The organism is Halobaculum sp. EA56 (genome assembly GCF_051195075.1).
GTDB lineage: Archaea > Halobacteriota > Halobacteria > Halobacteriales > Haloferacaceae > Halobaculum.
The window spans coordinates 1-1,892 of sequence record NZ_JBNTJX010000076.1 but is presented as its reverse complement, the minus strand read 5'-3'; the positions used below and the strand labels follow the sequence as shown (position 1 = coordinate 1,892).

Here is a 1,892-nt window from a genome sequence, read left to right as displayed (position 1 = left end):
AGCCGCAGTTGTGGTGCACCATCGGCACCGACGACGAGCAGGAGCGCTTCGAGAAGAAGGAGTACGTCCCCCACTGGTTGGAGGTCGACACCATCGAGGCAGAGGCGCTCGACGTCGTGAAGGCCGGCGGCGACCTCACCGTGTAAACTACCCCACCCTACTTCGCTCGGTCTGAGGACCTCGCTTCGTTGCGGGTGGGGCTTTCGCGTGGACTCCCGCTCTGGCCGGAATCCCCGGCAGGAGGCTCATATCCCCCGTTCACGTTCACCATCCCGCGATTCAAGCGCACGCCTACGGGTGCGCCTCCGCCGTCCCCAGTCTGGTTCCGGCGGAGATACCGCAGTCCGATGTTTTTCGCCGCGTTGTAGTCGGCGTGGTTCTCGTAGCCGCATTTCAGACACGCGAACGCCTCGCCGTCGCGGTTGTCCGGGTGGGTGTACCCGCAGTGTGAGCAACGGCGTGACGTGTTCTCCGGGTCCACTTGCTCCACGTCGATGCCGTGGAGTTCGGCCTTGTATTCGACGTACTCGTACAACCGCTCGAAGGCCCACTTGTGCCCCCACGAGGCTCCCGAGAGGCGGTCGCGGATGCCGGTCAACTCCTCGAATGCGATGACCGTACAACCGTTTTCGGCGGCTTCTTCGATGATGCCGTTCGCAATCCGGTGGAGCATCAGTTTGAACCGTCCCGTCTCTTTCCGTCCGACTGCCTGTATATTCTCGTGGGCGTGACGCGACCCACACTGCTGGAGCGATGCACGTCGTTGTTCGTATTCCCGTCGCCAGTGGTCGAACTCGTTCCCGCTCCAGAACGTCCCTGTCGAAGTGGCAGCGAGTTGGTTCACGCCGAGGTCAACGCCGAGGACTGTGCTGTGCCCGGTCGTTGCCTGTTCCGGCGTGTCGGACTCCACCTCCGCCTTTGTGCGAAGATGAAGGAACCACTCGCCGTCCTTGTGGTGTAGTTCCGCACCCGTCACCTCGTAGTCGTCGTTGTCAAGATACCGACTGTGTGGCGTGTCGCGGTCCTCGTCGGGCAGGACGTACTCGACTTCGATGCGTCCGTCAACGGTCGCCAGCGACACGTACTCGTCGTGGAAGGTCGCACACCGCTTGTCGTAGACGGCAGTTGGTTGCGAGAAGTGTGGTTTGCCAGCGTACTCGCCCTGTTTCCACCTGGCGACGACGCCCTGAACGGCGTCGGCGGCCTTGTTGCGAGCGTTCTGGACGAGGTTGGCGTGCAACCGCGTCTGGTCACGCACGTCGTCGTAGGTTTCTTCCTGCAACTGTGCCTTGCTGGTCGTCTTGTATTCGCCCTGCCAAGCGTGGTCAACGACGTAGTTGGCGGCCCACAGAAACTCATCGACTGTTTCGCGGAAGAGTGCGGCGTCGTCGCTGTCCACATCGAGTTTGACCGGGACAGTGCGCCGCACCTCCATACGTCAGATGCGCCCTTGATCGTTTATTAATATTGAGGAGAAAAGGCGGCAACAATTCGTGGAATGTGCCGGAGGTGTCGGCTTCCTCTCCGGCCTACTCGTTCGTGGTTCGAAAACATCCGATTTTCGTCATCACGAAAGACCTCCGGTCTTTCGAACGACTTCGCTCGCTCCTTGAGGCCCGAGGCTCCGCCTCGAATACGCTGGGCCGCCCGGCGCTCCGCCCCGGTCCCGCCCCCGCTCAGCTCCCGTCGCCGCTCTCGTTCCCGTTCCCGCTCCCGGTTCCCCCGTCGGCGTCGCGTAGTTCCGACGCCGACGGCAGTTCGGACTCAGTCACCCGGTACACCGTCACCGTCTGCGTCGACGCGGCCTCGACGCGCTCGATCCCCCGGATCGACCCGAAGTCGATCAGGCCCCGCCCCTCGTAGCGCTCGCGCTCGGCCGGGCCGACCCAGAC

General features: G+C 63.1%; 3 protein-coding genes. 1 reads left to right on the top strand and 2 read right to left on the bottom strand.

Features of this window, described 5'->3' with window-relative positions; genetic code table 11:
* The coding region (locus ACQUQ1_RS22110) for a DUF7098 family protein (RefSeq protein WP_435066343.1) at positions 1-146 on the top strand (146 nt) is incomplete at its 5' end.
* Between the two features lie 11 nt (positions 147-157).
* On the opposite strand, the gene ACQUQ1_RS22105 is transcribed toward ACQUQ1_RS22110, so the two are convergent.
* Together ACQUQ1_RS22105 and ACQUQ1_RS22100 are read right to left on the bottom strand one after the other, a co-directional pair.
* On the bottom strand, positions 158-1,435 hold the full coding sequence (locus tag ACQUQ1_RS22105) for an RNA-guided endonuclease InsQ/TnpB family protein (protein ID WP_435066342.1): 1,278 nt from the start codon (positions 1,433-1,435) through the stop codon (positions 158-160).
* Positions 1,436-1,676: 241 nt separating this feature from the next.
* A partial coding sequence (locus ACQUQ1_RS22100) for a hypothetical protein (RefSeq protein ID WP_435066341.1) occupies positions 1,677-1,892 on the bottom strand: 216 nt, incomplete at its 5' end.